25 protein-coding genes and 1 pseudogene are annotated in these 24,677 nt (G+C 71.6%); 7 read left to right on the forward strand and 19 right to left on the reverse strand.

All coding sequences use genetic code 11. From position 1 onward, the window contains the following. Positions 1 to 286: 286 nt before the first annotated feature. A complete protein-coding gene (locus tag QIS99_RS05630; RefSeq protein ID WP_282511079.1) occupies positions 287 to 1,339 on the forward strand; it encodes a serine hydrolase domain-containing protein in 1,053 nt (350 codons plus the stop codon). A gap of 55 nt (positions 1,340 to 1,394) precedes the next feature. On the opposite strand, the pseudogene QIS99_RS05635 reads toward QIS99_RS05630, so the two are convergent. Together QIS99_RS05635 and QIS99_RS05640 are read right to left on the reverse strand one after the other, a co-directional pair. Then, a pseudogene (locus tag QIS99_RS05635) lies at positions 1,395 to 1,928 on the reverse strand (GNAT family N-acetyltransferase); the annotation flags it as partial. Positions 1,929 to 1,960: 32 nt separating this feature from the next. Beyond that, the gene (locus QIS99_RS05640; RefSeq protein ID WP_282511081.1) at positions 1,961 to 3,667 is read right to left on the reverse strand and encodes a glycerol-3-phosphate dehydrogenase/oxidase; all 1,707 of its coding nucleotides are present in this window, start codon (positions 3,665 to 3,667) and stop codon (positions 1,961 to 1,963) included. Between the two features lie 221 nt (positions 3,668 to 3,888). Between QIS99_RS05640 and QIS99_RS05645 the strand changes: the two genes are divergently transcribed. Then, positions 3,889 to 5,148 (forward strand): nucleotide sugar dehydrogenase, encoded by a 1,260-nt coding sequence (locus QIS99_RS05645; protein ID WP_282511083.1) that lies wholly within the window; start codon positions 3,889 to 3,891, stop codon positions 5,146 to 5,148. 94 nt (positions 5,149 to 5,242) lie between these two features. Here the strand turns inward: QIS99_RS05645 and QIS99_RS05650 are convergent, their stop codons facing one another. The 4 genes from QIS99_RS05650 to QIS99_RS05665 all read right to left on the reverse strand — a co-directional run bounded on the left by QIS99_RS05650 (position 5,243) and on the right by QIS99_RS05665 (position 9,696). After that, complete coding sequence (locus QIS99_RS05650; protein ID WP_282511084.1) at positions 5,243 to 6,367, reverse strand: GuaB3 family IMP dehydrogenase-related protein; 1,125 nt, start codon at positions 6,365 to 6,367, stop codon at positions 5,243 to 5,245. 118 nt (positions 6,368 to 6,485) lie between these two features. Then, the gene (guaB, locus tag QIS99_RS05655; RefSeq protein WP_282511085.1) at positions 6,486 to 7,988 is read right to left on the reverse strand and encodes an IMP dehydrogenase; all 1,503 of its coding nucleotides are present in this window, start codon (positions 7,986 to 7,988) and stop codon (positions 6,486 to 6,488) included. 202 nt (positions 7,989 to 8,190) lie between these two features. Beyond that, positions 8,191 to 8,778, reverse strand: a complete 588-nt coding sequence (locus tag QIS99_RS05660; protein WP_282511086.1) for a sigma-70 family RNA polymerase sigma factor — start codon at positions 8,776 to 8,778, stop codon at positions 8,191 to 8,193. A 306-nt stretch (positions 8,779 to 9,084) separates the two neighbouring features. After that, positions 9,085 to 9,696, reverse strand: a complete 612-nt coding sequence (locus QIS99_RS05665) for a response regulator transcription factor (RefSeq protein ID WP_003948568.1) — start codon at positions 9,694 to 9,696, stop codon at positions 9,085 to 9,087. A 386-nt stretch (positions 9,697 to 10,082) separates the two neighbouring features. On the opposite strand from QIS99_RS05665, the gene QIS99_RS05670 reads away from it, so the two are divergent. After that, the gene (locus tag QIS99_RS05670; protein WP_282511087.1) at positions 10,083 to 10,412 is read left to right on the forward strand and encodes a WhiB family transcriptional regulator; all 330 of its coding nucleotides are present in this window, start codon (positions 10,083 to 10,085) and stop codon (positions 10,410 to 10,412) included. A gap of 157 nt (positions 10,413 to 10,569) precedes the next feature. On the opposite strand, the gene QIS99_RS05675 is transcribed toward QIS99_RS05670, so the two are convergent. Further along, positions 10,570 to 11,466 carry a LysR family transcriptional regulator gene (locus QIS99_RS05675; RefSeq protein WP_282511088.1) on the reverse strand — a complete coding sequence of 299 codons (897 nt, stop codon included), beginning with the start codon at positions 11,464 to 11,466 and terminating at the stop codon, positions 10,570 to 10,572. Between the two features lie 81 nt (positions 11,467 to 11,547). Between QIS99_RS05675 and QIS99_RS05680 the strand changes: the two genes are divergently transcribed. Further along, on the forward strand, positions 11,548 to 12,279 hold the full coding sequence (locus QIS99_RS05680) for an MOSC domain-containing protein (RefSeq protein WP_282511089.1): 732 nt from the start codon (positions 11,548 to 11,550) through the stop codon (positions 12,277 to 12,279). A 9-nt stretch (positions 12,280 to 12,288) separates the two neighbouring features. Beyond that, positions 12,289 to 13,062: an SDR family NAD(P)-dependent oxidoreductase gene (locus QIS99_RS05685; RefSeq protein ID WP_282511090.1), complete on the forward strand. Its 774-nt coding sequence runs from the start codon at positions 12,289 to 12,291 to the stop codon at positions 13,060 to 13,062. Positions 13,063 to 13,265: 203 nt separating this feature from the next. On the opposite strand, the gene groL is transcribed toward QIS99_RS05685, so the two are convergent. From groL to QIS99_RS05705, 4 genes are all read right to left on the reverse strand, one after another. Beyond that, on the reverse strand, positions 13,266 to 14,894 hold the full coding sequence (gene groL, locus QIS99_RS05690) for a chaperonin GroEL (protein WP_282511091.1): 1,629 nt from the start codon (positions 14,892 to 14,894) through the stop codon (positions 13,266 to 13,268). 143 nt (positions 14,895 to 15,037) lie between these two features. Next, a complete protein-coding gene (gene groES / locus QIS99_RS05695; RefSeq protein ID WP_282511093.1) occupies positions 15,038 to 15,346 on the reverse strand; it encodes a co-chaperone GroES in 309 nt (102 codons plus the stop codon). 256 nt (positions 15,347 to 15,602) lie between these two features. Next, positions 15,603 to 16,367, reverse strand: a complete 765-nt coding sequence (locus tag QIS99_RS05700) for a polysaccharide deacetylase family protein (protein ID WP_282511418.1) — start codon at positions 16,365 to 16,367, stop codon at positions 15,603 to 15,605. Between the two features lie 50 nt (positions 16,368 to 16,417). Next, positions 16,418 to 17,332, reverse strand: a complete 915-nt coding sequence (locus QIS99_RS05705; RefSeq protein ID WP_282511095.1) for a polysaccharide deacetylase family protein — start codon at positions 17,330 to 17,332, stop codon at positions 16,418 to 16,420. 72 nt (positions 17,333 to 17,404) lie between these two features. On the opposite strand from QIS99_RS05705, the gene QIS99_RS05710 reads away from it, so the two are divergent. Then, positions 17,405 to 18,625, forward strand: coding sequence for a class I SAM-dependent methyltransferase (locus QIS99_RS05710; RefSeq protein ID WP_282511097.1), 1,221 nt, complete (start codon positions 17,405 to 17,407; stop codon positions 18,623 to 18,625). On the opposite strand, the gene QIS99_RS05715 is transcribed toward QIS99_RS05710, so the two are convergent. From QIS99_RS05715 to tsaB, 6 genes are all read right to left on the reverse strand, one after another. After that, positions 18,626 to 19,825, reverse strand: a complete 1,200-nt coding sequence (locus tag QIS99_RS05715; RefSeq protein ID WP_408909491.1) for an RNA polymerase sigma factor — start codon at positions 19,823 to 19,825, stop codon at positions 18,626 to 18,628. Positions 19,826 to 19,944: 119 nt separating this feature from the next. Then, positions 19,945 to 20,301, reverse strand: a complete 357-nt coding sequence (locus QIS99_RS05720) for a YciI family protein (protein ID WP_282511101.1) — start codon at positions 20,299 to 20,301, stop codon at positions 19,945 to 19,947. 131 nt (positions 20,302 to 20,432) lie between these two features. Continuing rightward, on the reverse strand, positions 20,433 to 20,693 hold the full coding sequence (locus QIS99_RS05725; RefSeq protein ID WP_282511103.1) for a hypothetical protein: 261 nt from the start codon (positions 20,691 to 20,693) through the stop codon (positions 20,433 to 20,435). Beyond that, complete coding sequence (gene tsaD / locus QIS99_RS05730) at positions 20,690 to 21,814, reverse strand: tRNA (adenosine(37)-N6)-threonylcarbamoyltransferase complex transferase subunit TsaD (protein ID WP_282511105.1); 1,125 nt, start codon at positions 21,812 to 21,814, stop codon at positions 20,690 to 20,692. The genes QIS99_RS05725 and tsaD overlap by 4 nt, the downstream gene beginning before the upstream one ends. Continuing rightward, positions 21,798 to 22,310 carry a ribosomal protein S18-alanine N-acetyltransferase gene (gene rimI / locus QIS99_RS05735; protein WP_282511420.1) on the reverse strand — a complete coding sequence of 171 codons (513 nt, stop codon included), beginning with the start codon at positions 22,308 to 22,310 and terminating at the stop codon, positions 21,798 to 21,800. Before rimI ends, tsaD begins: the two co-directional genes overlap by 17 nt. 50 nt (positions 22,311 to 22,360) lie before the next feature. Beyond that, a complete protein-coding gene (tsaB, locus tag QIS99_RS05740) occupies positions 22,361 to 23,014 on the reverse strand; it encodes a tRNA (adenosine(37)-N6)-threonylcarbamoyltransferase complex dimerization subunit type 1 TsaB (protein WP_282511107.1) in 654 nt (217 codons plus the stop codon). A gap of 105 nt (positions 23,015 to 23,119) precedes the next feature. Here tsaB and QIS99_RS05745 point away from each other — a divergent pair, with 105 nt between their 5' ends. Beyond that, positions 23,120 to 23,668: a hypothetical protein gene (locus QIS99_RS05745; protein WP_282511109.1), complete on the forward strand. Its 549-nt coding sequence runs from the start codon at positions 23,120 to 23,122 to the stop codon at positions 23,666 to 23,668. A 13-nt stretch (positions 23,669 to 23,681) separates the two neighbouring features. On the opposite strand, the gene QIS99_RS05750 is transcribed toward QIS99_RS05745, so the two are convergent. Then, on the reverse strand, positions 23,682 to 23,864 hold the full coding sequence (locus tag QIS99_RS05750) for a hypothetical protein (protein ID WP_282511111.1): 183 nt from the start codon (positions 23,862 to 23,864) through the stop codon (positions 23,682 to 23,684). A gap of 141 nt (positions 23,865 to 24,005) precedes the next feature. Next, the gene (gene tsaE / locus QIS99_RS05755) at positions 24,006 to 24,584 is read right to left on the reverse strand and encodes a tRNA (adenosine(37)-N6)-threonylcarbamoyltransferase complex ATPase subunit type 1 TsaE (protein ID WP_282511113.1); all 579 of its coding nucleotides are present in this window, start codon (positions 24,582 to 24,584) and stop codon (positions 24,006 to 24,008) included. Positions 24,585 to 24,677: the final 93 nt, after the last annotated feature.

Consider the following 24,677-nt stretch of genomic DNA (forward strand, 5'->3'; position numbering starts at 1 on the left):
GCGATGATGGGCCGGTGCGGACCAAGGGACCGATATGACCGACAAGCACTTCTCACACCCCTCTCACATCTCACCCACCCCAGCCCCGCACCAGGGCCACCGGTCGCGCACGTGGCGCGGGTGGGTTCGTGGGGGCCTGGTGGGAGTTGTGGCGATCGGGGTGGCAGCCGTGCCCCCACTGCCCTCCGACCCCCCTCCCTCCCCGAGTTCAGCCCCGGGCCCCGCCCCGGGTCCCGCCCCGGGTCCCGCACCAGGCCCCGCACCAGGCCCCTCCATGCACTCCTCCATGCACTCCTCCTTGCACTCCTCCCTGCGTTCCTCCCTGCCGCCCCTCGCCGCGAGCGCCCCCGCCCCGGGAGCCGCAGCCCTCTCCCGGCTCACGACCACCGCCCGCACCACGAGCCGTTACGCAGCGACAGGAACCTCCGACACCGCCACCAACCGCCCCATCAGCCGCAAGGATCACTTCCGCATAGGCAGCATCACGAAGTCCTTCGTGGCCGTGATCGTCCTGCAGCTCGCCGCCGAACACAGGCTGACCCTGGACGACACCGTCGAACGCCACCTGCCCCGCCTCATACGCGGCCACGGCAACGACGGCCGCCACCTCACCCTGCGGCAGCTCCTCAGCCACACAAGCGGGTTGTACCCGTACACGGACGCGCCTGACTCCCCCGCCACGGACCTCGACCGCAGCCACACCCCCACCGAACTCCTCCGCACCGCCCTCGCCCACCGCCCCCTCTTCCCGCCCGGCAGCGACTGGTCGTACTCCAACACCAACTACATCGTCCTCGGCCTGGTCATCGAGCGGGTCACGGGCAACAGCTACGCCGAGGAGGCACGGCGCCGCATCCTCACCCCGCTGCGCCTGACCGGCACGTCCTTCCCCGGCACCGACCGCCACCTGCCCGCCCCGCACGGCCGCGGCTACTCCGGAACTCCCGCCTCCGCCAAGGACGTCACGGAGATCGACCCTTCGGGCGCGGGCGCCGCCGGCGAGGCCATCAGCACCCTCGACGACCTGAACCGCTTCTACTCCGCCCTCCTCTCCGGCAAGCTCCTGCCGCCCTCCGAACTCTCCGCCATGCGCAACACCCGCCCCTCCGACGGCGCCTACGGCCTGGGCCTGATGCCCACGAAGCTGTCCTGCACAACCGTCTGGGGCCACAACGGCCGCATCCCCGGGTCGTACGCGGAGAGCGTCGCCACCCGAGGCGGCCACCACGTCCTCACGTACCGCCTGAACACCGACTGGTCCCCCTCGCCGACCGCCGAGAAGCTCAGGCGATCCCTCCTGGAGACCGAGTTCTGCCCCCGGTCACCCCCGAAGAACTGACGCCCCACACCGAACCAGCCCCACCAGCCCCACCCGCCCCGCCATACCCTCCGGCCGACCCGTCCCGCACCCCGAACCACTGCTCCGCCCCGAACTCCTCGAACCGTCCCGCCTCGGCGAACCCCAGCTTCGCCGCGAGGCGCAGAGCGCGCTCGTTGGCGATCTGGGTGCAGAGCACCACCGGCTCGCCGGGCAGCACACCGGCGAACCAGTCGAGCACCGCCGCGCACGCCTCAGCCGCGTATCCGAACCCCCAGGCCTCCGGAAGGAACAGATAGCCGAGCTCGGCCTCCGCCGCGTCCGGCCGGACATGGCCTGGGCGTTCCGCGTCGCGCCGATCGAGCGTGACCACACCCACCATCGCTCCGCCGCGTTCGGCGACGAAGAGCCCGGGCCGCCGCCCCGGCACGTCAGGCACCGCCTGTTCGAGCTCGTCGCGCGGCCGCGGACCACCGAGGTAGGTGTGCACCGCGGGTGAGGCGAACAGCTCGATGAACGCCGAGCGGTCCCGGGCCTCGGACGCGCGGAGCACGAGCCGTTCGGTCCTGACCGAGGCGGGCGGCCAGGCGACCGCCCCAAGTTCCGCCATGTCGAACATCCCCCTCATCCAGCTTCAGCCCGTCACAACGGCACGATGTCCGGCGCCCCCAACCGCGCCGCATCAGCCGTCAGGTCGTCCGGCTGGCGTTGCGACTCCCGCTCTGCCTCGACCCGCTTCTCGTAGTGCTCGACCTCTCTGTCGATCTGGTCCGCGTCCCAGCCGAGCACCTTCGCCATGAGTTCCGCGCAGTCGCGTGCGCTGCGGGTGCCGCGGTCGAAGGTCTCGATGGAGATGCGGGTACGCCGGGTCAGTACGTCGTCGAGGTGCCGGGCGCCCTCGTGCGACGCGGCGTAGACGACCTCGGCGCGCAGGTAGTCGTCGGCGTACTGCAGGGGTTCGCCGAGGGACGGGTCGGCGGCGATGAGGTCGAGGATTTCCTCGGTGAGTGACCCGTACCGGTTCAACAGGTGCTCCACGCGGACCACATGGAGGCCGATGCGGGCGGCGATGCGGGCGCGGGCGTTCCACAGGGCCTTGTAGCCCTCGGCGCCGATGAGCGGGATGTCCTCGGTGACGCAGTCGGCGACCCGCTGGTCGAGCCCGTGCACCGCCTCGTCCACGGCGTCCTTGGCCATGACGCGGTACGTGGTGTATTTGCCGCCCGCGACGACGACGAGGCCCGGAGCCGGGTGGGCGACGGTGTGTTCGCGGGACAGCTTGCTGGTGGCGTCGGACTCCCCGGCAAGCAGCGGCCTGAGCCCGGCGTACACGCCCTGTACGTCGTCCCGCGTGAGGGGTAGTGCCAGCACCGAGTTGACGTGCTCAAGGAGGTAGTCGATGTCCGCGCTGGAGGCGGCCGGGTGGGCCTTGTCGAGGTCCCAGTCGGTGTCGGTGGTGCCGATGATCCAGTGCCTGCCCCAGGGGATGACGAAGAGGACGGACTTCTCGGTGCGGAGGATCAGCCCGGTGGTCGAGTTGATGCGGTCCTTGGGGACGACCAGGTGGATGCCCTTGGAGGCGCGGACGTGGAACTGGCCGCGTTCGCCGACCATGGCCTGGGTGTCGTCGGTCCAGACCCCGGTGGCGTTGACGATCTGGCGGGCCCTGATCTCGTACGCGCCGCCTGCTTCCGCGTCCTCCACCCGCGCGCCGACGACCCGTTCGCCCTCGCGCAGGAAGCCGGTGACGCGGGCGCGGTTGGCGACCTTGGCGCCGTACGCGGCGGCGGTGCGGACCATCATCGCGACGTAACGGGCGTCGTCCATCTGCGCGTCGTAGTACTGCATCGCCCCGACCAGCGCGTCCTTCTGCAGGCAGGGCGCGACGCGCAGGGCGCGACGGCGGCTGAGGTGACGGTGCATCGGCAGGCCCCGGCCGTGCCCGCGGGACATCGACATGGCGTCGTAGAGGGCGACGCCGGATCCGGCGTAGAGCCGTTCCCAGCCCTTGTGTTGCAGCGGGTAGAGGAACGGGACGGGCTTGACGAGGTGCGGGGCGAGGCGTTCGAGCAGGAGTCCGCGCTCCTTGAGTGCCTCACGCACCAGTGCGAAGTCGAGCATTTCGAGATAGCGCAGGCCGCCGTGGATGAGCTTGCTCGACCTGCTGGATGTGCCGGAGGCCCAGTCGCGGGCCTCGACGAGGCCGGTGGAGAGGCCCCGGGTGACGGAGTCGAGCGCGGTGCCGGCGCCGACCACGCCCGCGCCGACGACCAGCACGTCCAGTTCCCGCTCAGCCATGGCCGCAAGCGCTTCCGCGCGCTCGGCCGGTCCCAGTGTCGCTGTCCTCACTGCTGCCTCCCGTCGCCCCCGTGTGGTCGGGCTCACAACGTCGATTCTGTCCGCAGTCACGGACTTCAGCCACCGCCTGTGGACAACACTCCGAAGTCCGCGGCCAAGCAATGCCGCATAACGGTCATATTTACTCCTAACCTGACATTGCGCTGGTCCACTCTGTCCACAGGGCTTGCGCACTCCTCCCGTTCCGGCTATTGGGAAGGACGGCCCACGCCATGCCCGCAGATCTCGCCGTCATCGGACTCGGACATCTCGGCCTGCCCCTCGCCCAGGCCGCCGTCGCGTCCGGGATCGAGACCCTCGCGTACGACCCGCCGCTCAGCGCCGACCTCGCCGCGGGCCGGCTGCCCGCCGACGAGGGCACCCTGACCGCGGCCGACCTGCGCCGAATGCTCGCGGGCGGCTTCCGGCCGACCGCGAACCCGGTGGAGCTCGGCCGGGTGCGCACCGCCGTCATCTGCGCCCCGACCCCGCTCGGCCCCGACGGCGCGCTCGACCTCGGCCAGGTCGCCGAGGCGGCCCGCACCCTCGCCGCCCGGCTGCGCCCGCACACCACGGTGATCCTGGAGTCGCCCGCGTACCCGGGCACCACGGACGACGTCGTCCGCCCGGTCCTCGAAGAGGGCTCAGGCATGCGCGCGGGACGCGACTTCCACCTCGCGTACTCGCCCGGCCGCCTCGACCCCGGCAGCCGCACCCACGGCTACGCCAACACCCCGAAGGTCATCGGCGGCCTCACCCCGACCTGCACCGAGTCGGCCGCCGCGTTCTACGGCCGCCTCACCGACAAGGTCGTACGCGCGCGTGGCCCCCGCGAGGCGGAGACGGTGCAGCTCCTGGAGACCAACTACCGGCACGTCAACATCGCCCTGGTCAACGAGATGGCCGTGCTCTGCCACGACTTGGGCGTCGACCTGTGGGACGTGATCCGCTGCGCCGAGACCAAGCCGTTCGGCTTCCAGGCCTTCCGCCCGGGCCCCGGCGTCGGCGGCCACGGCATCCCGCTCGACCCCAACTACCTGCCCCACCACAGCCGCACCCCCGGCCACCCGCTGCGCATGGTCGGCCTCGCGCAGGAGATCAACCACCGCATGCCGCAGTACGTGATCCAGCGCGCCGCCACCCTCCTCAACGAGCACGGCAAGTCGGCGCGCGCCGCGCGTGTGCTGCTTCTCGGCGTCACCTACAAGCCCGACCTCGCCGGCCAACAGGGCTCCCCCGCCCACGAGATCGCCACCCGCCTCATGGAACTCGGCGCCGCCATCAGCTACCACGACCCGTACGTCCCGCACTGGAACGTCCTCGGCCACCCCGTCCCCCGCGCCGACTCCCTCTACGAAGCGGCCGCCGACGCCGACCTGACGGTCCTGCTCCAGCCCCACCGCACGTACGACCTGCAAAGCCTTGCCGTGAAGGCCCAGTTGCTGCTGGACACCCGGGGCGCGACGCCGATCGGGGCGGCCCACCGGTTGTGACGAAAACTGGCGCTACAACGCGAAAAACGTCACTACAAAGGGAGGGCCGGACCGCGTCGCGCGGTCCGGCCCTGCAGTGCTGTTTTTCAGCGGCTCAGCGGCTGTGCACCGAGTCCGCGACCGTCACCTCGACCCGCTGGAACTCCTTGAGCTCGCTGTAGCCGGTCGTGGCCATCGAACGGCGCAGGGCGCCGAAGAAGTTCATCGAACCGTCGGGCGAGTGCGAGGGACCGGTGAGGATCTCCTCGGTCGTGCCGACCGTGCCCAGGTCGACCTTCTTGCCGCGCGGCACGTCCTCGTGCACGGCCTCCATGCCCCAGTGGTGGCCCTTGCCGGGCGAGTCCGTGGCACGGGCCAGCGGGGAGCCCATCATCACCGAGTCCGCACCGCAGGCGATGGCCTTCGGCAGGTCGCCGGACCAGCCCACGCCGCCGTCGGCGATGACGTGGACGTACCGGCCGCCGGACTCGTCGAGGTAGTCACGGCGCGCGGCGGCGACATCGGCCACGGCGGTCGCCATCGGGACCTGGATGCCGAGGACGTTGCGCGTGGTGTGCGCGGCGCCGCCGCCGAAGCCGACGAGCACACCCGCGGCGCCGGTCCGCATCAGGTGCAGCGCGGCGGTGTACGTGGCGCAGCCGCCGACGATCACCGGGACGTCCAGCTCGTAGATGAACTGCTTGAGGTTCAGCGGCTCGGCGGCGCCCGACACGTGCTCGGCGGAGACCGTCGTACCGCGGATCACGAAGATGTCGACGCCCGCGTCCACGACGGCCTTGGAGAACTGGGCCGTGCGCTGCGGGGAGAGGGCCGCGGCGGTGACGACACCGGAGTCGCGGACCTCCTTGATGCGCCGGCCGATCAGCTCTTCCTTGATCGGCGCGGCGTAGATCTCCTGCAGGCGGCGGGTCGCGGCCTCCGGCGCCAGCTCGGCGATCTCGTCGAGCAGCGGCTGCGGGTCCTCGTAACGGGTCCACAGACCCTCAAGGTTGAGCACGCCCAGGCCGCCCAGCTCGCCGATGCGGATCGCCGTCTGCGGGGAGACGACGGAGTCCATCGGCGCGGCGAGGAACGGCAGTTCAAAACGGTAGGCGTCGATCTGCCAGGCGATCGAGACCTCCTTCGGGTCCCGCGTACGCCGGCTCGGCACGATGGCGATGTCGTCGAACGCGTACGCCCTGCGGCCGCGCTTGCCGCGCCCGATCTCGATCTCAGTCACGTTGTGTGGCCTTTCCACTCTCCGGTCTGCGTCTTCCAGTATCCCCGACACACACGCCGAGGCCCGCGGGCGTAGTACCCACGGGCCTCAAGCGTGCTCCCGATATGTTCCCAGACGGTCAGCGGCGCGCGTAGTTGGGCGCCTCGACCGTCATCGAGATGTCGTGCGGGTGGCTCTCCTTGAGCCCGGCCGAGGTGATCCGTACGAACCGGCCCTTGGCCTTGAGCTCCGGGATGTCGGCGGAGCCCACGTACCCCATGGAGGCGCGCAGGCCGCCGACCAGCTGGTGCGCGACCGAGGAGAGCGGGCCGCGGTAGGGCACCTGGCCCTCGATGCCCTCGGGCACGAGCTTGTCCTCGGACAGGACGTTGTCCTGGAAGTACCGGTCCTTGGAGAAGGAGCGGGCCTGGCCGCGGGACTGCATCGCGCCGAGCGAGCCCATGCCGCGGTACGACTTGAACTGCTTGCCGTTGATGAACACCATCTCGCCCGGCGACTCCTCGCAGCCCGCGAGCAGCGAGCCGAGCATCACCGTGTCGGCACCGGCGGCGATCGCCTTGGCGATGTCGCCGGAGTACTGCAGGCCGCCGTCGCCGATCAGCGGGACGCCCGCGGCGTGGCAGGCCTTGGCTGCCTCGTAGATCGCGGTGACCTGCGGGACGCCGATGCCCGCGACGACGCGCGTGGTGCAGATGGAGCCCGGGCCGACGCCGACCTTCACGCCGTCGACACCGGCGTCGATCAGCGCCTGGGCGCCTTCGCGGGTGGCGACGTTGCCGCCGACGATGTCGACGTTGATGTTGGTCTTCAGCTTGGCGATCATGTCGAGGATGCCGCGGCTGTGGCCGTGCGCGCTGTCCACGACGAGGAAGTCCGCGCCGGCCTCGACGAGGGCCTGCGCCCGGTCGTACGCCTCGTCACCGACGCCCACCGCGGCGCCGACGACCAGGCGGCCCTCGGCGTCCTTCGCGGCGTTGGGGTACTTCTCGGCCTTCACGAAGTCCTTGACCGTGATGAGGCCCTTGAGGATGCCGGAGTCGTCGACCAGCGGCAGCTTCTCGATCTTGTGGCGGCGCAGCAGCTCCATGGCGTCCTCGCCGGAGATGCCGACCTTGCCGGTGACCAGCGGCATCGGCGTCATGACCTCGCGGACCTGGCGCGAGCGGTCCAGCTCGAAGGCCATGTCGCGGTTGGTGACGATGCCGAGGAGCTTGCCGCCGCCGTCGGTGACGGGCACGCCGCTGATGCGGAACTTGGCGCACAGCTCGTCCGCCTCACGCAGCGTCGCGTCCGGCGAGACCGTGATCGGGTCGGTCACCATGCCGGACTCGGAGCGCTTCACCAGGTCGACCTGGTTGGCCTGGTCCTCGATGGAGAGGTTGCGGTGCAGCACACCGGCGCCGCCCTGACGGGCCATGGCGATGGCCATGCGGGCCTCGGTGACCTTGTCCATCGCGGCGGAGAGCAGCGGAAGGTTCACCGAGACGTTGCGCGAGACGCGCGAAGCGGTGCTCACCTTGTTCGGCAGCACCTCGGAGGCGCCCGGCAGCAGCAGGACGTCGTCGTATGTCAGCCCGAGCATCGCGAATTTCTCGGGTGCTCCGTCGACGTGGTCACTCATGACACCTTCCCCAATGCTCTTGCCAGGCGCGGACCACCATGCTAACGGCCCGCGCGACCACTTCATTCCACCATCCCACCACAGCGAACGGCGATCGTTGTACGTTCCTACGACGAAGCAGCGCCGAGCTGCGGCCACCGCACCGCTCCGCGAGGGCCGCTCACCGCTCCGCGAAGGCCGCTCACTGCTCCGCGAGGCCCGCTCACTGCTCCGCGAGGGCCCGCAGCCTGCTCAGCGCCCGGTGCTGCGCGACGCGGACGGCTCCCGGTGACATTCCCAGCATCTGCCCGGTCTCCTCGGCGGTGAGCCCGACGGCGATCCGGAGCAGCAGCAGCTCGCGCTGGTTCTCCGGAAGGTTGGCGAGGAGTTTCTTGGCCCACTCGGCGTCGCTGCTGAGCAGCGCCCGCTCCTCGGGGCCGAGGGAGTCGTCGGGCCGCTCCGGCATCTCATCGGACGGCACGGCCGTGGAACCGGGATGGCGCATGGCGGCGCGCTGCAGGTCGGCGACCTTGTGCCCGGCGATGGCAAAGACGAACGCCTCGAAGGGGCGGCCGGTGTCGCGATAGCGCGGCAGCGCGAGCAGCACGGCGACGCACACTTCCTGGGCCAGATCCTCCACGAAGTGCCGTGCGTCACCCGGCAGTCGGGACAGGCGGGTGCGGCAGTAGCGCAGCGCGAGGGGGTGCACGCGGGCCAGGAGGTCGTGCGTGGCCTGCTCGTCACCGTCGACCGCGCGTCGTACGAGTGCACCGATGGCCCCTGGGGCAGCAGCAGCCTCGTCGTCACGCATCGGTCCATGGTGCCTCGGCGTCTGCCGATCCGCGGCACCGCGTCCGTAGTTGTGCACCGAAGCGTTATGAGCAGGTGCGCCGGAACTCATCTCCTGCGCCCTCCCCTCCCGCTCGATCGAATCGTCCCCGAGGAACTCCACACCTCAAGGATGCGGCATCGCGCGGGAAACGCGGCACGGCACGGTCCGAGCCGTCCGCGCCGCAGGTCAGGCCGCGTCCCGTCCGCGCGGCGGCGGACGGGACACACAGGCGACGACACGGAACCCGCGCGGCGGCGACGCACTGCCAGGCCCTGGCCCAACGGCCTAGCGGACCAGGCCCCAGCGGAAGCCGAGCGCCACGGCGTGCGCGCGGTCCGAGGCGCCGAGCTTCTTGAAGAGTCTGCGCGCGTGCGTCTTGACCGTGTCCTCGGAGAGGAACAGCTCACGGCCGATCTCGGCGTTGGAGCGGCCGTGGCTCATGCCTTCGAGGACCTGGATCTCACGCGCGGTGAGCGTCGGCGCCGCGCCCATCTCGGCGGACCGCAGCCGCCGCGGGGCGAGCCGCCAGGTCGGGTCGGCGAGGGCCTGCGTGACCGTGGCCCGCAGTTCGGCGCGCGAGGCGTCCTTGTGCAGATAGCCGCGGGCACCGGCGGCGACCGCGAGCGCGACGCCGTCCAGATCCTCGGCGACGGTCAGCATGATGATCCGGGCGCCGGGGTCGGCCGAGAGCAGCCGGCGCACCGTCTCGACGCCGCCCAGACCGGGCATGCGTACGTCCATCAGAATCAGGTCCGAGCGGTCGGCGCCCCAGCGGCGGAGGACTTCCTCGCCGTTGGCCGCCGTCGTCACGCGCTCTACGCCGGGCACGGTCGCCACCGCGCGTCGGAGCGCCTCTCGGGCAAGCGGGGAGTCGTCGCAGACGAGGACGGAAGTCATGACTGTCCCCCGCGGCTCTCACAGCTGCTGCGCGTCACCTTGAGCCTCCAGGCTGGTTACGAATCGTCACCTGTGCGATTGACGCCCTCGGACACCTGCCCGAGCGCTTCTGTTTTCAACCGCCTCGCACTCTCAACGACGGTCACTCGAAAGAGTTACGGGTCGGCGACCCATCTTCAACACTCTACGTGAGCGGTCGGACACGGCACCGCTACCGCAGGTCACCGAAGTTTTGCCTGAAGCTATGCCCCATTTAGCGGCTTTTCTTCCCTTTTCTTGGTGTCTGTGACTAGATTCGCCATGAGTCATATTTTCATCTACTCAGACAGTAGATGTACGGTCATGGGTCCAGAATCCGCTCGACAGAGGTTGCAAGGGGACAAGCAATGGCAGATTTCTCCCGCCTTCCCGGACCGAACGCCGATCTGTGGGACTGGCAGCTCCTGGCGGCCTGCCGCGGGGTGGACAGCTCCTTGTTCTTCCACCCGGAGGGCGAACGGGGCGCCGCGCGAAGCGCACGTGAGAACTCGGCCAAGGAGGTCTGCATGAGGTGCCCGGTGCGCGCCCAGTGCGCCGCGCACGCGCTGGCGGTACGAGAGCCTTACGGCGTCTGGGGCGGGCTCACCGAGGACGAGCGCGAGGAACTCATGGGGCGGGCGCGCAACCGCCTGGTCACGGCGTCGGCGGCGTCCGGCGCGGGCAGCCCGGTGCACTGACCCGAGCTCAGCAGGGCACGGAAAGAACGTTTCTTCTCAGATACGGCAGCCGGTCCACTCGGATGCGGCAGCCGGTCCACTCAGACACGGCAGCCGGTCCACTCGGATGCGGCAGCCGGTCCACGCAAACACGGCAGCCGGTCTGCGCTGCTGCCGCTCAGCGGGTCGCGGCCCTCGCGAGGTGGTCGAGCGTGGCCGCCACCGCCGGAACCTGCTCCAGGTCGGGCAGGGTGAGCGCGACGATCTCGCGGCGCACGGCGGGCTCCACCGCGACCGCGCGCGCCCCCTTGGGGCGTACGGACTCCAGCGCGAGCTCCGGCAGTACGGCGACGCCGAGACCCGCGCCCACCAGGCTGATCACCGCCGGGTAGTCGTCGGTCGCGAAGTCGATGCGCGGGGTGAAGCCGGCGCCCTCGCAGACCTCCACCAGCTGGCGGCGACAGCGCGGGCAGCCCGCGATCCAGGGCTCGTCGGCGAGCTCGGCGATCGCGACGGAGGCGGAGCGGGCGAGGCGGTGGCGCTCGGGGACCAGGCCGACGAGCCGGTCGGCGAGCAGCGGCCGGACGACCAGGTCGCTCCAGTCCTCCGCGGCGTGCGCGCCGTCGTACCGGAAGGCGAGCGCCACGTCGCAGTCGCCCTCGCGGAGCATCTCGACCGAGCGGGGCGGTTCGGCGTCGACGAGGGAGACGCGGGTGCCGGGGTGGGCGGCGCGGAGGGCGGCGAGCGCGGTCGGCACGAGCGCGGAGCTGCCGCTGGGGAAGGAGACGAGGCGGACGCGGCCGGCCCGCAGACCGGCGATCGCGGCGACCTCCTCCTCGGCGGCGGTGAGTCCGGCGAGGATGCCCGAGGCGTGCCTGACCAGGGCTTCTCCGGCCTGCGTGAGCCGCATCTCGCGGCCCGTACGGATCAGCAGCGGGGTGCCCGTGGACTGTTCGAGGGCCTTCATCTGCTGGCTCACGGCGGGCTGGGTGCAGCCGAGTTCGCGGGCCGCCGCGGAGAAGGAACCGGTGGCGGCCACGGCGCGGAGCACGCGGAGATGACGGGCCTCGATCATGCGTAGAGCATAAGCCACTCTTGGGGCAGGCCGGGATTAATGCTTCGACGCTTTGACGTCGGGGCGCCTAACGTGCGGGGTATGAAGCTTCTTTCGGTGAATGCGGGCCGCCTCAGGGCCGTGGAGTACACGGATGCGCCGTCGGGCGGTACCGGTATCGACAAGCAGCCGGTCGACGGGCCGGTCAGGATCTCCGCGCCCGGCCCGAAGGGCGCGTTCGGCAGCGGGCTCGCCGGGGACACGGTGGCCGACCTGCGGCATCACGGCGGCGACGACCAGGCGGTGTACGCCTTCGCGCGCGAGGACCTGGACGCCTGGGAGCGGGAGCTCGGCCGGCCGCTGGCGCACGGCGCGTTCGGCGAGAACCTCACGACGTCCGGGGTGGACGTGTCCGGCGCGCGGATCGGCGAGCGGTGGCGGGTCGGCGGGCAGGTCGTCCTGGAGGTGACGTCCTCGCGGATCCCGTGCCGTACGTTCGCCGGTCACCTCGGCGAGAAGGGCTGGGTGCGGCGGTTCACTCAGGGCGGGGCGCCGGGGGCGTATCTGCGGGTGATCGAGCCGGGCGAGGTGCGGGCCGGGGACGCGGTCGAGGTGCTGCACCGGCCGGACCACGAGGTCACCGTCGCTCTCCAGTTCAGGTCCGCCACGACCGAGCGGGAGCTGCTGCCGCGCACCCTCGCCGCCGGTTCCGCGCTGCATCCGGAGGCGGTCGCGGCCGCGCGGACGTACGCGGAGAAGTACGGGCACCCCGATCCGGCTCAGGACCTGCGGCGTACGGGAGTTGGCGTCCGGGCGGATCAACAGGGCCTTTAGCCTGGGCCCATGACTACCGCTCTGATCACCGGGTCGACCGCGGGCATCGGCTCCGCCTTCGCCCGGCGCCTCGCCGCCGACGGCCACAACCTCGTGCTGGTCGCACGCGACCTCACGCGACTGCGGGAGCAGGCCACCGAACTCCACGACCGGCACGGCATCGAGGCCGGGGTACTCTCCGCCGACCTGGCCACGGAGGAAGGCATCGCGGCGGTCGAGCAGCGGCTCGGCGACCGCCGGAACCCGGTGGACCTGCTGGTCAACAACGCGGGCTTCGGCAACAAGGGGACCTACCTCGATGTGCCCATGGCCGACGAGCTGACGATGCTGAAGGTGCACATCGAGGCGGTCCTTCGGCTCACCTCGGCGGCCGTCGAGGGGATGCGGGAGCGCGGCAGGGGCGGTGTCGTCAACGTGGCGTCGGTGGCGGCGTTCGTGCCGCGCGGCACGTACGGGGCGTCGAAGGCGTGGGTCGTGCAGTTCACGCAGGGCGCGGCGAAGGACCTGGCCGGGTCCGGGGTGCGGCTGATGGCGCTGTGCCCGGGATTCGTGCGTACGGAGTTCCACGAGCGGGCCGGGATGGGCACCGACAACATTCCGAAGTGGATGTGGCTGGACGCCGACAAGCTGGTCGCGGCGGCGCTGGCGGATCTCTCGCGCGGCAAGACCGTGTCGATCCCGGACCCTCGGTACAAGGTGGTGATGGGTGCGGTGAAGGTGGTTCCGAGGAATCTCCTCGGCACGATCACGAGCCGCACGGGCAGGAAGTACGGCCCGAGGTAGTTCCCGGTCTGCGGCCCGGCGGCCCGTCCTCGCGCAGTTCCCCGCGCCCCTGGAAAAGGGGCGCGGGAATTGCGCGATCAGCCACGACGAACGCCGCACCCGGCAACCGGACCGCACCGTGCAGACGCGTCCCCGAACAGGCCTGAGGCCCGACAACCCACGAGGGGCGTCGGGCCTCAGGAACAGCTCAACCCAGCGGAGCGTCAGTGCGCGTGGCCGTGACCGTGGCCGTGACCGGCCTCGGCCTCCTCCTCGGCCGGCTTCTCGACGACCAGGGTCTCGGTCGTGAGCAGCAGGGAGGCGATGGAGGCGGCGTTCTCCAGGGCGGAGCGGGTGACCTTGACCGGGTCGATGACGCCGGCCTTGACCAGGTCGCCGTACTCGTCGGTCGCGGCGTTGTAGCCCTCGCCCTTGCCGAGCTCGGCGACCTTCGAGGTGATGACGTAGCCCTCAAGGCCGGCGTTCTCGGCGATCCAGCGCAGCGGCTCGACGGCGGCGCGGCGGACGACGGCGACACCGGTGGCCTCGTCGCCCTCCTTGCCGAGGTTGCCCTCCAGGACCTTCACGGCGTGGACGAGCGCGGAGCCACCACCGGAGACGATGCCCTCCTCGACCGCGGCGCGGGTCGCGGAGATGGCGTCCTCCAGACGGTGCTTCTTCTCCTTCAGCTCCACCTCGGTGGCGGCGCCGACCTTGATCACGCACACGCCGCCGGCCAGCTTCGCGAGGCGCTCCTGCAGCTTCTCGCGGTCCCAGTCGGAGTCCGTGGCCTCGATCTCGGCCTTGATCTGGTTGACGCGGCCCGCGACGTCCTCGGAGTTGCCGCCGCCGTCGACGAGGGTCGTGTCGTCCTTGGTGATGGTGACGCGGCGGGCGGTGCCGAGCACGTCCAGACCGGCCTGGTCGAGCTTGAGGCCGACCTCCTCGGCGATGACGGTGGCACCGGTGAGGGTGGCCATGTCGCCGAGCATCGCCTTGCGGCGGTCACCGAAGCCGGGGGCCTTCACGGCGACGGCGTTGAACGTGCCGCGGATCTTGTTCACGACCAGGGTCGACAGGGCCTCGCCCTCGACGTCCTCGGCGACGATCAGCAGCGGCTTGGAGCCACCGGCCTGGATGACCTTCTCCAGGAGGGGCAGCAGGTCCTGGATCGAGGAGATCTTGCCCTGGTGGATCAGGATGTACGGGTCGTCGAGGACGGCCTCCATACGCTCCTGGTCGGTGACGAAGTACGGGGACAGGTAGCCCTTGTCGAAGGCCATGCCCTCGGTGAAGTCCAGCTCCAGACCGAAGGTGTTGGACTCCTCGACGGTGATGACACCGTCCTTGCCGACCTTGTCCATCGCCTCGGCGATGAGCTCACCGATCTGCTTGTCCTGGGCGGACAGCGCGGCGACGGCGGCGATGTCCTCCTTGGAGTCGATCGGGCGGGCGGTGGCGACCAGGTCGTCGGAGACGGCCTTGACGGCGGCGTCGATGCCCTTCTTCAGGGCGGCCGGGGAAGCGCCCGCGGCGACGTTGCGCAGGCCCTCGCGGACCAGGGCCTGGGCGAGCACGGTGGCGGTGGTCGTACCGTCACCCGCGATGTCGTTGGTCTTGGTCGCCACCTCCTTCACGAGCTGCGCGCCGAGGTTCTCGTACGCGTCCTCGACCTCGACCTCACGGGCGATGGTCACGCCGTCGTTGGTGATGGTGGGGGCGCCGAACTTCTTGTCGATGACGACGTTGCGGCCCCGGGGGCCGATCGTCACCTTGACCGTGTCGGCAAGCTTGTTGACGCCGCGTTCGAGGGCGCGACGGGCGTCCTCGTCGAACTTCAGGATCTTCGCCATGGAGCTGTGTCAGTCCTCTCGTTGCGATCCTCGGCCGCCGTCGCGCAGCAGCCGCCATCGCTGTGAAAACGAACAGCGCCCCCGGCGCCCGGCTACCTATGGGTGGCGGGGGCCAGGGGCGCAGTTCAAAGCAAACCGGTGAATTACTTCTCGACGATCGCGAGCACGTCGCGGGCCGAGAGGACGAGGTACTCCTCGCCGTTGTACTTCACCTCGGTGCCGCCGTACTTGCTGTACAGCACGATGTCACCGCTCTTGACGTCGAGCGGCAGGCGCTCGCCGTTCTCGAAGCGGCCCGGGCCCACGGCGAGGACGACGCCCTCCTGGGGCTTCTCCTTCGCGGTGTCCGGGATGACCAGGCCAGAGGCGGTGGTCTGCTCGGCGTCGAGCGGCTGGACCACGATGCGGTCCTCAAGCGGCTTGATGGCAACCTTGGAGCTGGTGGTCGTCACGATCCGACCTCCCCCTTCGGAGATCTCACGGGGTTAACTGTCTGAGGTGGCGACCAGGTGGATCCGTCGTCGCGGGTGCCGGACCTGCCCGTCGCTGTGTTGGCACTCTCCAACGGGGAGTGCCAGAGCCGACACTATGACCGCGATTAGCACTCGGTCAAGCGGAGTGCCAATCGTCGCGTCGCCCGAGGGCTCAGTCGCGTCGCCCGAGGGCTCAGTCGCGCCGCTCGCGGGCTCAGTCGCGCCGCCCGCGGTCTCACAGATAGTCCTCCAGGCGGGCCACCGTGAACCCCTGGGCCTGGATGCGGCGGAGCATCCGCGTCGTCATCTCGGTGAGGGAGGCGCCGTTCAGCTCCGCCGGGCCGCGGAAGTGCGCGAGGACGATGTCGCCGGGGCGCAGCCCGGCCTCGCCCGCGTACCGCAGGTCGTCGATCTGCATGGACACCCGCCACAGGACCACCGCGGAGATCCCGCAGTCCGCGGCGGCGCGCAGCGTGTCGTCGTTGTACTCCCCGTACGGCGGCCGGAAGAGCCGGGGCTTGATGCCGAAGCGCTCCTTGAGCTTGTCCTGCTGGCCGCAGATCTCCCAGCGCTGGCCCTCGTAGGAGAGTCCGGGGAGGTACGGGTGGTCGAGGGTGTGGTTCTGCACGGTCGCGCCGACGGAGCGGAGCTCGGCGAAGTGCGCGTAGCCCGGGCCGACCACGCGGTCCGTGAGGAACATGCTGACCGGCAGCTGCAGCTCCCGCACCATGCGCACGAACTGCGGGTCGCGCTCGGCCCCGTCGTCGAAGGTCAGGAAGACCACCTTGTCGTCGGTGGGGACGCGGTCGACGACCGGGGGCAGGCCCGGGCCCGCCGCCTCGTCCGTACGCCGGGCCGGGGGCTTCGGGGGCGGGGCGAGCGGCTTGTCGAGGCCCCAGCGGCGGGCGGTGGCCAGGCTGACCGGGCGCTCGGCGGCCCGCTGCGCCGTCTTCCCGCCGTGCCGCTCGACCGGTTCGGCGGGCGGGGCGCAGCCGGACATGGTCAGCGCACCGGCCGCCAGCGCCCCGGTGAGCAGCCGGTGCGCGCGCCTCACTCGGCGGCCTGCCCGGGCAGGTAGTCCTCCAGGCGCGCGATCGCGTACCCCTTGTCCGTCACCACCTTGAGCAGGCGGCGGATCATGTCGGGCATGGTGCCCTTCCAGTCCTCCTTGCCGCGGAAGTGCGTGAGGATGATGTCGCCGGGGTGCAGGTCGCGGTCCCATTCGCGCCAGTCCATGCGGTCGACGAAGGCCTCGGCGTTCCACAGCGGCACGGAGGTGATGCCGCAGGCCTTGGCGGCCTTGAGGGTGTCGCGGTTGTAGTTGCCGTAGGGCGGGCGGAAGAGCTTCGGGCGCTTGCCGTAGTGCTTCTCGATGACGTCCTGCATGCCGCAGATCTCGCGCTTCTGCTGCTCGTACGTGAGGCCGGGCAGGTACTTGTGGTTGAGGGTGTGGTTGTTCAGGGTGACGCCGCGGTCCTGCATCTTCTTGAAGTACGCGTAGTCGTCGTCGATCACGTAATTGCTGAGGAACGCGGTGTACGGGATCTTGAGCTCGCTCATCATGCGGAGGAACTCGGGGTCCTTCTCGGCGCCGTCGTCGATGGTCAGGAAGACGACCTTGTCCTTGGTGGGGATGGTCGTGTAGACGGGCGGCAGGTCCTTCTGGCCGGCCACCTCGAAGCCCTTGCGGGTGGTGATCTTCGCCTTCTTCGCCGGGGGCTCCGGCGGGGTCAGCGGCATCTTGTCCACCTTCCACTTCTTGACCGCGGCGACCCGGGCGGCGTGCGCCGCGGCCCGCTGCTCGGCGGCCTTCGCCTGCCGGCCGTGGGCCGGCTCGGCGGGTTCCCTGCCGCCGCCGCCCGCGCAGCCGGAGGCGAGGGCGGTGGCGGTGAGCACGGCCAGGCCGGCCCTGACGCGGAACGACCGGTTTCCGCTGAACTTTTCTTTTTGTCGTACTAGTTGCATGGCGTCGGATCCTGTCAGCGCCGGTCGGCCCCGCTCCGCCGACACCGCCGCCAGAACCGCACGATCCACCGCTTGGCCGACAATGGCCGGGTGACCGACCTCGACCCGCTCGCCGCCTTCGCCGCCCTGCTGACCGACGAGGGCCAGACCCTGCTCGACGCGCTGCGCGACCACGACCCCGCACAGGAGCTCACCCTCGCCACCCGGCTGCGCCGCGACCACCCCGCCGGCCTGGTCTCGGCGGCCCTCGGCCAGGCCCGGCTCCGGCAGCGGGCCGCCGCCAAGTTCGGGGCCCAGGACGCGGCGCGGATGTACTTCACGCCGGACGGGGTGGAGCAGGCGACCCGGACCGGCGTCGCCGCGTACCGGGCGGAGCGGTTCCGGGCGCTCGGGGTGCGCAGCCTGGCCGACCTGTGCTGCGGGATCGGCGGCGACGCGATCGCCCTGGCCCGCGCGGGCGTCGCCGTCCTGGCCGTCGACCGCTCGCCGCTGACCTGCGCGGTGGCCCGCGCGAACGCGGCGGCGCTGGGCCTGGACGAGCTGATCGAGGTGCGCTGCGCGGACGTCGCCGAGGTGGACACGTCGCCGTACGACGCGGTGTTCGTGGACCCGGCCAGGCGGGGCGGACGCGGCCGTGTCTTCGACCCCGAGGCGTACTCGCCGCCGCTGTCCTGGGCTGTCGAGGCCGCCCGCAAGGCGCCGCACGCCGCCCTGAAGATCGCCCCCGGGGTGCCGCACGAGGCGGTGCCCGAGGAGGCCGAGGCGGAGTGGATCTCGGAGCGCGGCGACGTGAAGGAGGCCGTGCTGTGGTTCGGCGCGGGCATCGTGCCCGGCGCCATGGCCGCGACGCTGCTGCCCGCCGCCGCGACCCTGCGCGCGGAGCCGTCGGCAATGCTCCCGGACCCGGAACCGCGCCCCGTGGGCCGCTACCTCTACGAGCCGGACGGCGCCGTCATCCGCGCCCATCTGGTCGCCGAGGTGGCCCGGGAGGTGGACGGCGGACTGATCGACCCGATGATCGCGTACGTCACGAGCGACGCCGAGCACACCAGCCGGTTCGCCACCGCGTACGAGATCACCGACCAACTCCCGTTCAACGTCAAGAAGTTGCGGGCGCTGCTGCGGGAGCGGCAGGTCGGCGTGCTGACCGTGAAGAAGCGCGGATCGGCCGTCGAGCCCGAGGAGCTGCGCCGCAAGATGAAGCTGTCCGGGCCGAACGCGGCGACGGTGTTCCTGACCCGGGTCGCGGACGCCCCGACGATGCTGGTCGGCAGGCCCCTGCGCGGCACCTGATCAACTCCCCTGCTGTGCCGCCTTCTTGAGCAGCAGCTCCCGCTCCCGCGCGTTCCGCGCCAGGGCCGCCGCCCGCTCGAACTCGGCCCGCGCCTCCTTCGTCCGCCCGAGCCGGGCGAGCAGGTCGCCGCGGACGCTGGGCAGCAGGTGGTAGTCGCTCAGGACAGGGTTCAGGGCGTCGACCAGGTCCAGGGCGCGCTCAGGGCCCTGGGCCCTGGAGACGGCGACCGCCCGGTTCAGCTCCACGACCGGGGACCCGGTGCGAGCGACGAGCAGGTCGTAGAGGGCGACGATCTGCGGCCAGTCGGTCTCCTCGTACGTGTGCGCCTCCGCATGGCAGCCCGCGACGGCCGCCTGGAGCGTGTACGGGCCGGGGGCGCCGCCGCGGGCGTGGGCGCGGGCGAGGGCGGCGAGGCCGCGGCGGATCAGGGGCCGGTTCCAGCGGGTGCGGTTCTGGTCGGCGAGCAGCACCGGCGCGCCGTCGGGCCCGGTGCGGGCGGCGGCGCGGGACTGCTGGAACTCCAGCAGGGCGGCCAGACCGTGCACCTCGGCCTCGTCGGGCATCAGGCCCTGCAGCACGCGGGCGAGCCGCAGCGCGTCCTCGCAGAGCGCGGGGCGAAGGAGGTCGTCGCCCGCGGTGGCCGCGTACCCCTCGTTGAAGATCAGGTAGATCACTTCGAGCACGGAGCCGAGCCGGGCCGCGCGGTCCGGGCCGTACGGCACCTCGAAGGCGACGCCCTGCTTCGCGAGGGTGCGCTTGGCGCGGACGATGCGCTGGGCGAGGGTCGCCTCGGGCGCGAGGAAGGCGCGGGCGATCTCCGGGGTGCTCAGGCCGCCGAGAAGCTTCAGGGTGAGCGCGATCCGGGCCTCCGCGGAGAGCACGGGGTGGCAGGAGATGAAGACGAGCCGCAGCAGGTCGTCGTCGATGTCGTCCGGGTCGGCCGGCTCCTCGACGGGAGGCACGGACTCCAGGTCCCGGCCCAGCTCGGCGAGCTTCTGCGCGTACCGCTCCTTGCGCCGCACCAGGTCGACGGCGCGGCGGCGGGCGACGGTCAGCAGCCAGGCGCCCGGGGTGTCCGGCACGCCCCGCTCGGGCCACTGTTCGAGGGCGGCGACCAGGGCGTCCTGCGCGAGCTCCTCGGCGAGGCCGACGTCCCGTACGACACGGGTGACGGCGGCGATGACGCGCGGCGACTCGATGCGGAAGACGGCCTCGACGGTGGCGTGGGCGCGCTCGGACGCGGAGCTGCGGGTGGCCGTGAGATCGGTTTGTTCGTCCGTCACGGCCACCCATCAAAGCATCCGGGGCGGCGCCGGGCTCAGCCTTCCTCGATCTCGCGGACCTCGGTGGTGATGGTCCAGTAGTCCTCGTGGGTCTGCAGGAACCGCTTGGTCCACTCGATCGCCTCGGCCTTGTCCTTGCACTGCATGACCGAGTAGCCGCCGATGACCTCCTTGGTCTCGGTGAACGGCCCGTCGGTGTACGAGACCTTGCCGTCCTCCCAGTGCACCCGGGTGCCCTCGGAGGTGGGCAGCAGACCGGCCGTGTCGAGCATGACCCCGGCCTTGGTGATCTCCTCGAAGAGCTTGCCCATCCGCTCCTGGAGCTCGGGGCTCGGGCCGTCGGCCGGGGCGTTCTTCTCGTCGATGCGGATCAGCGTCAGAAAGCGCGGCATGGTGACTCCTCGGGTCGTACGGCGGACTGCTCCACCGCCGGGCAGGGGCCTTGTCCCCTGCCTCTCACCCAAACGTCGAACGGCCACCCCGGCAATCGACACGCCCCGCGAAAAAGTTCCGCGAGCGAGCCCTACGGCTCCACCCCCACCGACTCGAACCGCCACCGGTGCACCGGGCGCTGCACCAACGCGGCGTCCGGCTCCGGGAGTTCGGGCAGGTCGGCGTCGGGGTCCGCGTCCCACCAGGTGATGACGAGGACCCGGTCGCCGCTCGCCGCGAAGGTCTCCCGGCGCAGCGGGTCGGCGGCCAGCCACTGGGCGCGGGCCCACTCCAGGAGCTCCGCGCCCCGGCCCTCGGCGGCGCGGGCCTCCCACATCAGGGCGACGGTCATGAGTAGAGGTTGTCCTTGCTGATCTCGTGCACGTGGTCGTGGTCGTGCGTGGGGGCGTGGCCGGGGTTCTGGCCCGGCACGTGCGGGTCGGTCACCGGGAGGGACGAGTCCGCCGACAGGTCCCAGTCGGACGCGGACCGGTTCCGGGCGACCATCTCGGCGCCGAGGGCCGCCACCATCGCCCCGTTGTCCGTGCACAGCTTGGGCCGCGGCACCCGCAGGCGGATCCCGGCCGCCTCGCACCGCTCCTGGGCCAGGGCCCGCAGGCGCGAGTTGGCGGCCACGCCGCCGCCGATCATCAGGTGGTCCACGCCCTCGTCCTTGCACGCCCGGACGGCCTTGCGGGTCAGCACGTCGACGACGGCCTCCTGGAACGACGCCGACACGTCCCGTACCGGAACGTCCTCGCCCGCGTTCCGCTTCGCCTCGATCCAGCGGGCCACGGAGGTCTTCAGGCCGGAGAAGGAGAAGTCGTACGCCGGGTCGCGGGGGCCGGTGAGGCCGCGCGGGAAGGTGATCGCGTTCGGGTCGCCCTCGCGCGCGTACCGGTCGATGACCGGGCCGCCGGGGAAGCCGAGGTTGAGGACACGGGCGATCTTGTCGAAGGCCTCGCCCGCCGCGTCGTCGATGGTCGCGCCCATCGGCCGGACGTCCGAGGTGATGTCGGAGGAGAGCAGCAGCGAGGAGTGGCCGCCGGAGACCAGCAGCGCCATCGTCGGCTCGGGCAGCTTGCCGTGCTCCAGCTGGTCGACGCAGATGTGCGAGGCCAGGTGGTTCACGCCGTACAGCGGCTTGCCCAGCGCGTACGCGTACGCCTTCGCGGCCGAGACGCCGACGAGCAGGGCGCCCGCGAGGCCGGGTCCGGCCGTCACGGAGATGCCGTCGAGGTCGCGGGCGGTGACGCCCGCCTCCTTCAGGGCGCGCTCGATGGTCGGCACCATCGCTTCGAGGTGGGCGCGGGACGCGACCTCGGGGACGACGCCGCCGAAGCGGGCGTGCTCGTCGACGCTGGAGGCGATGGCGTCGGCGAGCAGCGTCGTGCCGCGCACGATGCCCACGCCGGTCTCGTCGCAGGAGGTCTCGATGCCGAGAACGAGCGGTTCGTCAGTCCTGGATGCCATGGGTGCCATGGGTGTCGCTTCCTTGCACTGGTACGGAGGAGGCCGGGTCGGCGTGGCGCATCACGAGGGCGTCCACGTTCCCGGGTTGGTAGTAGCCGCGCCGGAAGCCGATCGGTTCAAAGCCGAAGCGCTCGTACAGCTTCTGGGCGCGGGTGTTGTCGACGCGGCATTCGAGCAGCACCTCGGTGCACTCGAAGGCGGTGGCGGCGCGCAGCAGGTCGGTGAGGAGGGCGGCGCCGAGGCCGCTGCCCCAGTGGTCGCGGGCGACGGCGATGGTCTGCACGTCCCCGAGCCCGCCGGCGGCTGCCAGGCCCGCGTACCCCACGATCCGCTCGCCGGCCTCGCCTTCGCCGCCGACGGCCACGACGAACCTTCGGGTCGCCAACGGGCCGCGGGAGTGGGCGAGTTCGGACCAGAACATGCCGCGGGACCAGGCGTCCTCGGGGAACAGGTCACGTTCGAGTTCCATCACCGGCTCGATGTCCCACCACCGCATCTCCCGCAGTACGGGCGCCGGGGCGGTGTCGGACCCGGTGGCTGCGGCGGTCACTTCGGGGTGACCACCTTGTAGTTCTTCGGCACCTGGGCGTCGGGCCGGCGCAGGTACAGCGGCCGGGCCGGGTCGAGGTCCTGGCCGGCCGCGAGGCGTTCGGCGGCGAGGGCGGCGAGGGCGGCGGCCGAGACGTGCTCGGGGCCGCGGGCGTCGGTGAACGTGTCCGGGTAGAGCAGCGCGCCCGCGCCGACCGCGGGAAGGCCCGCGACCTGCTCGGCGATCTCGGCGGGCCGGTCGACGGCCGGGTCGGTGAGGCGGGTGCGCGGGCCGGAGTACCGGGCCCAGTAGACCTCCTTGCGGCGGGCGTCCGTGGCGACGACGAAGTCGCCGTCCAGCTCAGCCGCGTACGCCAGGCCGTCCAGGGTGCACACGCCGTGCACCGGGACGCCGAGCGCCGAGCCGAAGGTCTCGGCGGTCATCAGGCCGACGCGCAGGCCGGTGTACGGGCCGGGGCCGACGCCGGTCACGATCGCGGTGACGGCGTCGAGCTTCACACCGGCCTCGGCGAGCACCCGGTCCACGGCGGGCAGCAGCAGCTCTCCGTGTCTGCGCGCGTCCACCTGACGGGACTCGGCGAGGACGGTCGCACCGTCGTGCAGGGCGACGGTGACGGCGGGGGTGGCGGTATCCAGAGCGAGCAAGAGCACGCGAACAGCCTACGGCCCCCGCGCCCCGGGCACGGTGCCCAGGCGAGCGCTTCACCCGGTGCTACCGTCAGCGCGCAAGTCCGTATATACGAAGGGTGGAGCACGGTGGCACGCAGCAGCTCGGGAATCGTGGCCGGGCTCACCGCAGCAGCCCTCGCCGCAGTCGGCTTCCTCGCGTACCAGGCCTCGGCCAACGTCCCCGAGAGCCTCGGCAGGCCGGAGCAGGACAGCCGGTCGACGGCGCCCCGTCACCCGAAGGAGAAGGCCGACCCGAAGGCGGTCCCGGCGGACTCGGGCGAGGGCACGCGGGTCGTGTACGCGCTGGAGTCGGACCGCGTCTGGCTGATCGGCGCGGGCGGCAAGGCGAAGCGCACCTTCGAGGTCATGCCCTCCACGGTCGACCCGAGCCCCGGCGAGTACTCCGTGACCACGCGGTCCGGCAAGGTCATGGGCTCGGACGGGGTGCCGGTCGAGCACGTCGTGCGGTTCGCGAACGTCGACGGCGTGACGATCGGCTTCAGCGCCGCGACGGACGGCTCCACACCCAAGCCCGACCCCATGAAGCAGACCGGCGGCATCCGGGAGTCGCGCGCGGACGGCCAGGCGATGTGGGAGTTCGCGACGATCGGCGTGAAGGTCGTCGTCGTTCCGTAACTCCGGACTGCCGTCAGGCGGCGTCGCGGTGGCCGTGGCCCCGGTCGTCCTCGCGCGCGGGCTCGGGGATCGCGGGGGTGCGCCGCTGAGGGGCGGGCGGCGGGGTCGACACCGATCTCGCGGCGGCGCACGACGCCAGCAGGGCGCTCATCGACGGCCCTGCGGGCCTGGTCTCGCGGGGGTCCGACGCCGACATGGTGCCTCCCGGTCTCAGAGGGCAACGAAGTTAGGTAAACCTAACCACGTCGTGGTATCCATGTGACCACGCCGGACGCTCCCCGCGCAACATGTTCCCGACAGCTTGTCGGAACCTCCGAGCCGTTCCGGGCCCGGGGTCTCAGGCCGCCACCGCCGCGAGGTCGGCCGTGCGCCAGCGCTCGCCGATGCCGGTGAGCCGGACCTGGCGCACGTCGTCGTCGGTGTCGCCCGTCGCCCGGTGGATGACCACGTGCAGCCGGTCGTCGGACAGGTCCTCGACCTTGCCCTCGCCCCACTCGACGACGATCACCGACTCCGGCAGCGAGACGTCCAGGTCCAGGTCCTCCATCTCGTCGAGCCCGCCGCCCAGGCGGTACGCGTCCACGTGCACCAGCGGCGGACCGTCGCCGAGGGCCGGGTGGACGCGGGCGATCACGAAGGTCGGCGAGGTGACGGCGCCGCGCACGTCGAGCCCTTCGCCGAGGCCGCGGGTCAGCGTCGTCTTGCCGGCGCCCAGCTCGCCGTTGAGCATCACCAGGTCGCCGGGGCGCAGCAGCTTGGCCAGGCTGCGGCCCAGCTCCCGCATCTGCTCGGGGGAGGTGACGGTGAGACGGACGGTCTCGCCGGGGCCGGGGCCGGGGGCGGGGGCGGAGCCGGGGGCGGAGCCGGGGGCGGCCGGGGGCCGGGTGTCCGGGGGATGGGGGTGCGGTGCTTCCATAGCAATCCACGGTAGCCCCTGCCACCCCGTTGCCCGTCCGGCCGCGGTCGCGCTCCCGCACGCCTCCCGTGCACTCCCGCACGCCTCCCGCAC

The organism is Streptomyces solicavernae (assembly GCF_029968095.1).
In the GTDB taxonomy this organism is placed as follows: Bacteria; Actinomycetota; Actinomycetes; order Streptomycetales; family Streptomycetaceae; genus Streptomyces; species Streptomyces solicavernae.

Coding starts and splice junctions, on each gene's coding strand:
- groL (WP_282511091.1), bottom strand. CDS start 14,894: ATGGCGAAGATCCTGAAGTTCGACGAGGACGCCCGTCGCGCCCTCGAA.
- tsaD (WP_282511105.1), bottom strand. CDS start 21,814: ATGGCATCCAGGACTGACGAACCGCTCGTTCTCGGCATCGAGACCTCC.
- QIS99_RS05725 (WP_282511103.1), bottom strand. CDS start 20,693: ATGACCGTCGCCCTGATGTGGGAGGCCCGCGCCGCCGAGGGCCGGGGC.
- rimI (WP_282511420.1), bottom strand. CDS start 22,310: ATGCGGTGGTGGGACATCGAGCCGGTGATGGAACTCGAACGTGACCTG.
- QIS99_RS05680 (WP_282511089.1), top strand. CDS start 11,548: ATGAAGCTTCTTTCGGTGAATGCGGGCCGCCTCAGGGCCGTGGAGTAC.
- QIS99_RS05700 (WP_282511418.1), bottom strand. CDS start 16,367: ATGTCCGGCTGCGCCCCGCCCGCCGAACCGGTCGAGCGGCACGGCGGG.
- QIS99_RS05665 (WP_003948568.1), bottom strand. CDS start 9,696: ATGACTTCCGTCCTCGTCTGCGACGACTCCCCGCTTGCCCGAGAGGCG.
- tsaE (WP_282511113.1), bottom strand. CDS start 24,584: ATGGAAGCACCGCACCCCCATCCCCCGGACACCCGGCCCCCGGCCGCC.
- QIS99_RS05685 (WP_282511090.1), top strand. CDS start 12,289: ATGACTACCGCTCTGATCACCGGGTCGACCGCGGGCATCGGCTCCGCC.
- QIS99_RS05720 (WP_282511101.1), bottom strand. CDS start 20,301: ATGCCGCGCTTTCTGACGCTGATCCGCATCGACGAGAAGAACGCCCCG.
- QIS99_RS05660 (WP_282511086.1), bottom strand. CDS start 8,778: ATGCGTGACGACGAGGCTGCTGCTGCCCCAGGGGCCATCGGTGCACTC.
- guaB (WP_282511085.1), bottom strand. CDS start 7,988: ATGAGTGACCACGTCGACGGAGCACCCGAGAAATTCGCGATGCTCGGG.
- QIS99_RS05645 (WP_282511083.1), top strand. CDS start 3,889: ATGCCCGCAGATCTCGCCGTCATCGGACTCGGACATCTCGGCCTGCCC.
- QIS99_RS05705 (WP_282511095.1), bottom strand. CDS start 17,332: ATGCAACTAGTACGACAAAAAGAAAAGTTCAGCGGAAACCGGTCGTTC.
- QIS99_RS05630 (WP_282511079.1), top strand. CDS start 287: ATGCACTCCTCCTTGCACTCCTCCCTGCGTTCCTCCCTGCCGCCCCTC.
- QIS99_RS05675 (WP_282511088.1), bottom strand. CDS start 11,466: ATGATCGAGGCCCGTCATCTCCGCGTGCTCCGCGCCGTGGCCGCCACC.
- QIS99_RS05670 (WP_282511087.1), top strand. CDS start 10,083: ATGGCAGATTTCTCCCGCCTTCCCGGACCGAACGCCGATCTGTGGGAC.
- QIS99_RS05750 (WP_282511111.1), bottom strand. CDS start 23,864: ATGTCGGCGTCGGACCCCCGCGAGACCAGGCCCGCAGGGCCGTCGATG.